Here is a 5,480-nt window from a genome sequence, read left to right as displayed (position 1 = left end):
GCTGCTAACCCTATCGCTGATCGATATTGACCATTATTTGTTGCCGGATGTGATCACCCTGCCATTGCTTTGGTTTGGACTATTATTAAAAGCAGTCGGATGGCTACCGGGCTCACTCAATGATGCCGTGTTTGGCGTGGTTTCAGGTTACAGCGCACTTTGGTTAATCAGCCATTTATATCAAAGTGTTAGTGGTAAATTAGCACTGGGTATGGGCGATGCAAAGTTAGTGGCGGCATTAGGCGCCTGGCTGGGTTGGGCACTTTTACCCTATGTGCTTTTGCTAGCTTGTAGTGGCGCAATTTGCGCACTATTTTTCGCCAGTATTGGCTGGCAACGTGACCTCTCTCAACCCCTTGCTTTTGGTCCCTGGATTGCTCTGGCGGGCATAAGTCTTTTTATTAACACGATTATTTAATAACCACTTCATCTGCTGGCGCTAAAATAGCCGGCCAATTAGTGGCCAACGCCCTGATTCCTATATGAAAAGAATAAACAAATCTAAACAAAATAAATCATTGTGATGTACGTCAAAAGGCTCTATATTGGCCGCGTTTTTTAAACCACTGATACTTTTTTGTTCAACTAGTCAATCGGCCAGCCATCACGAGCCCCGGTTGAAGGAGAGATATGATGACGGATAAAGTCCGTATTGATAATTTTGGTGCCAACGCATTCAATGGAAACAACGACGCTTTCTTAGCCCGTCAGGCTGAGTTTGAATCAAACGTCAGGAGCTACCCGCGCAAGTTGCCTTTAGCGATTGCCAAAGCCAACGGCGTGTGGATCACAGATGTCGAGAATAAACAATATCTTGACTGCCTGGCTGGCGCAGGGACGCTGGCACTTGGTCATAACCATCCTGATGTTCTGCAGAGCATCCAAAATGTCATTACCAGCGGCTTGCCGTTACATACTCTTGATCTGACGACACCTCTGAAAGATCAATTCTCAAAATCTCTGCTCTCGCTGCTGCCTGGCCAGGGTAAAGAATATTGCCTGCAGTTCACCGGTCCTTCTGGTGCGGATGCGGTTGAAGCAGCACTGAAGCTGGCGAAGAAAGTCACTGGCCGTAGCGGCGTGATCAGCTTCTCTGGTGGTTACCATGGTATGACTCATGGTGCGCTGGCTGTGACTGGCAACCTGTCACCGAAAGAAGCCGTTAACGGCATGATGCCAGAAGTGCAGTTCATGCCTTACCCGCATCTGTACCGTTGCCCACTGGGTCTCGGCGGTGAAGCGGGTGTGAAAGCCCTGACTTACTACTTCGAAAACCTGATCAACGACGTGGAAAGCGGCGTGCGCAAGCCTGCAGCCGTTATCCTGGAAGCCGTTCAGGGTGAAGGCGGTGTGAACCCTGCTCCGGTCGAGTGGCTGCAGCGCATCCGTAAAGTCACTCAGGAACACGGTATTCTGCTGATTCTTGATGAAGTTCAGGCAGGCTTTGCCCGTACCGGCAAATTCTTTGCCTTCGAACACGCAGGCATTGAGCCAGATATTATCGTGATGTCTAAAGCAGTAGGCGGTGGTCTGCCACTGGCTGTTCTGGGTATCAAAAAGCAGTTCGACGCCTGGTCTCCAGGTCACCATACCGGTACCTTCCGCGGCAACCAGCTGGCGATGGCAACCGGTCTGGCCACTCTGAAAGTCCTGACCGAGCAGAACATCGCCGGTAAAGTGGCTGAACAAGGTGAATGGCTGAAAGCACAGCTGGCTGAGATGCAGAAACGCTTCCCGGTTATCGGCCACATCCGCGGTCTGGGCATGATGATCGGTATCGAGATCGTTAAACCAAACGAAGCGGCTGACCATATGGGTAGCCTGCCGGCTGATGGTGAACTTTCTGCACTGCTGCAGAAGAAGTGCTTCGAAGCAGGTCTGATTCTGGAGCGTGGCGGTCGTCACGGTGCAGTACTGCGTCTGTTGCCGTCACTGCTGATCACCAACGAAGAGCTGGCGATTTTCCTGGATAAATTTGAGCAGGCGCTGATTGGCGCTGGCGTCAAACCTGTTTGATTGGAAGAGTAAATGTCTGAAGTAAACCCGATTCTGGCCGCCTCTGCACAAAGCATTGAGGCGTACCAGCAGGCGATTGCCCAAAGCAGCGCCGCGGTTGTGCAGTGGCTGCAACAGCCTGAGATGTATCAAGGCAAAAGCGTTGCCGAACTGCGCGAGCGTATCACGCTCGACTTCAATCCAAACGGCCTGGGTAACCAGGCCGCGATTGAACGCGCGATTGAGTATTTCCTGAAAGACAGCCTGTCAGTGCACCACCCACAATGTGTGGCGCACTTGCACTGCCCTAGCCTGGTCGTTAGCCAGGCTGCCGAAGTGTTGATCAACGCCACCAACCAGAGTATGGACTCATGGGATCAGAGCCCTTCTGCCACCATCATTGAGGTCAAACTGATCGAATGGTTGCGTGCACAGGTGGGTTACCCAGCAGGCGATGCTGGCGTGTTCACCAGTGGTGGCACCCAAAGCAACCTGATGGGTCTGATGCTGGCGCGTGATGCGTTCTATCAGCGTCAAGGTCATTCAGTGCAGTTGGACGGCATCACTGGCGATCTGCGTAAGATCAAAGTGTTGTGTTCTGAGAACGCGCACTTCTCGGTACAGAAAAACATGGCGCTGCTTGGCCACGGCTACAATTCTGTGGTGCAGGTGAAGTCTGACCAGTTCGCACGCATGGACGTTAACGACCTGAAAGCCAAACTGGCGCAGGCCGAAGCCAATGGCGAGCAGATTTTGGCGATTGTCGCGACGGCTGGTACTACCGATGCGGGTGCGATTGATCCACTTCGCGAAATCGCGGGCATCGCGGCTGAGCACAACATTTGGATGCATGTCGATGCAGCCTGGGGCGGTGCACTGCTGCTGTCTGAAAAGTATCGTGACTATCTGGACGGCCTGGAGTTAGTGGATTCGGTGACTCTCGACTTCCACAAACAGTATTTCCAGACCATCAGCTGTGGCGCATTCCTGTTGAAAGACGAGCGTCACTATGAGCTGATGCGCTATCAGGCGGCTTACCTGAACTCTGAGTTCGATGAAGAAGCCGGTGTTCCTAACCTGGTTTCAAAATCTCTGCAGACCACGCGTCGTTTCGATGCATTGAAACTGTGGATGGGTCTGGAAGCGTTGGGCCAGAAACAGTATGCCGCGATCATCGACCACGGTGTGACGCTGGCACAGGAAGTGGCGAAGTTTGTTGCGTCAGAACCACGCCTTGAGCTGGTGATGCAGCCGCAACTGGCAAGCGTGCTGTTCCGCTATCGTCCAGAGCAGCTGACCGATACCGCGCAGATTGCTCTGTTCAACCAGCGCATCGGCGATGCTCTGCTGGATTCAGGCCGCGCTAACGTTGGCGTGACTGAAAACCAGGGCGTTACCTGCCTGAAACTGACGCTGCTGAACCCAACCGTGACGCTGGAAGACATCAAAGTCCTGCTGGCGCTGGTGGAGAAAACCGCGAATCAGTTGCTGAACGCGTAATTTCGCTTCAAACGAAAAGCCGATAACTGGCAACAGTCATCGGCTTTTTTATTGCCTGTCGATTGCCCAGCCCGTTCATTTTTGCTCACTCATCCCTCTCGAATAACAACCCATTTGGTTGATTGGCAGATAACGTTAGCACGATCAATGACGGTGCAAGTTGCACCGTCATAAGGCTCGATCACGTGGAAAACTGCCTATCAGGTGTTGAAACACTCTCATTTACCCTCTGGCACGGTAATTGCTTATTACTGTCAACCGCATCCTGCATGTCAGGAACAGGCGCCGAAGTCTGGTAAGCGGTTTGTGGCACTCTGCCACTCCAATACATCGAATTCAGGCGAAGAAGCCCCACCGGCAATGCTGTCGGCGGGGCTTTTTTTATTGGAGTAAAATTATGAGCAAGTTAAAAGCGTGGTTTCAGGGACCTCAAGACATCACCGAAGCGGAAGCCGTGGAAGATTATGCCGTTGTGCGTGTTCCCTCCCACTATCGCTGGCCGATCCCGGCCATCATTTTAGTGTTACTGGGAAACTCGACCGCCATGTTTTGGTTCAGCCTCGGCGCGGATATGAGCTATCAGGTCGGCTGGCCGCTGCTGCTATTACCGATTGGATATATGGTGGTGTTTGCGACCTTAATTGGCTCCTGCATTATGAAAATGGCCAGTAAAGAGGGCCTGTCGCTCAATCTGATGACACGAGGGTTGGGCTTCGGATATATGGGTTCGGCCTTTACCTCACTGATCTATGCCATCAATTTTATTTTTTACTTCTTGTTTGAAGGCACCATCGTGTCGCATGCCATTGCGAACTATGCGGGTGTCCCGGTTAACTCCGTTACCGGCATTGCGATTTTTGCATTGATGGGATTGGCGGCAATCTGGTTTGTTTGGAAAGGCATGTCGTCGATGCAGTTCCTGCAAACCTGGGGCGTGCCGATCTTCATCTTGCTGTTCGGTTTCTGCATCTGGCAACTCACGCACCATTATCCGTCGGTGGGCTTCGGTGGCTGGCAGCCTAGAGCGGAAGTCGACAGCAATGCGCTGTGGTTAGTGATGAACATGGCCAATGGACAAATTGTGTTTCAGGGCCTGATGGCGACTGATTATGGCCGCTTCGCTCGTCCCGGCGTCAGCCATAAAGGCACGGCGACTATCATGCTGGGTATGCTGATTCCGATTGTAGTGGTGATGCTGTTCGGCGCGTTTATGGCCTATACCCTGATGCCACACATTCAGGGAGAGGATGTCTGGTCACTGGCATTAGATCCAGGCTTCGTCTTCCCGCTGATTATTGGGCTGACCGGCGTGCTGTTTGCTGTGATTACACAGATTCGTATTAACGTGCTGAACCTCTACTCCGGATCCATCGCATTGTCGAATACCATGGATATGGCGTTTAACTATCGTCCAGGCCGTCAATGGTGGATGCTGCTGGTCTGGCTGCTCGGCGTGGTGTTCTACGTCTGCAACATTCTGCAGTACACCGGTACTTTCCTGTCGATTACCGGCATTCTGACCAATACCTGGGTGTTCATTATACTCGCTGACTATTATGTCTGCCGCAAAGTGTTGCACCTTGCGCCGTCTGATTTTGTCGAATTCCGCAAAGAGTATCTGCGGATGTGGAACCCAAGTGGCGTCATTGCCCTTTGCGTTGCGGTGGCCATTGGTGCCGCTGGCGTACTCGGTGTTTATCCTATGGTGTACGCGTCGTTCATCGCCATGCTGGTGGGGCCTCTGCTGCACGTTGCAATCAGCGTCGCTACGCGCGGTCGCTATTACTTCAAGACGTTCCCGCAAGATATGCAGACCAACTGGAAACCTTCTGATGCCTATCAGGGACCAAAGCCCGTCTTCAATCCATTGCTGAGTAAGGAGGCTGAATAATGAACGTTAAGGTTGCCACAATTCAGTTTGAACCCACGCAATTTCGCAAAGATGAAAACGTCACTCATCTGCTGCAACTTGCCAGCCAGGCGGC

The 5,480-nt window shown here is 52.3% G+C and carries 4 protein-coding genes; all 4 read left to right on the top strand.

The genetic code is table 11. The annotated features are described in order from the left end of the window. Positions 1–418: A24 family peptidase (locus tag RT340_RS21515; RefSeq protein ID WP_313377694.1), on the top strand; the 418-nt coding region annotated here is incomplete at its 5' end. 215 nt (positions 419–633) lie between these two features. Then, complete coding sequence (locus RT340_RS21510) at positions 634–2,016, top strand: diaminobutyrate--2-oxoglutarate transaminase (RefSeq protein WP_313377692.1); 1,383 nt, start codon at positions 634–636, stop codon at positions 2,014–2,016. 12 nt (positions 2,017–2,028) lie between these two features. After that, complete coding sequence (locus RT340_RS21505) at positions 2,029–3,495, top strand: pyridoxal phosphate-dependent decarboxylase family protein (protein ID WP_097117899.1); 1,467 nt, start codon at positions 2,029–2,031, stop codon at positions 3,493–3,495. 397 nt (positions 3,496–3,892) lie between these two features. Then, positions 3,893–5,386: a cytosine permease gene (locus tag RT340_RS21500; protein ID WP_313377690.1), complete on the top strand. Its 1,494-nt coding sequence runs from the start codon at positions 3,893–3,895 to the stop codon at positions 5,384–5,386. The last annotated feature ends 94 nt before the right edge of the window (positions 5,387–5,480 follow it).

Origin of the sequence: Pantoea sp. CTOTU50773 (assembly GCF_032082325.1) — a bacterium.
Lineage (GTDB): Bacteria > Pseudomonadota > Gammaproteobacteria > Enterobacterales > Enterobacteriaceae > Pantoea > Pantoea communis.
Note: the sequence above shows the minus strand (reverse complement) of the source record. Positions and strands in the feature narration are given on the sequence as shown.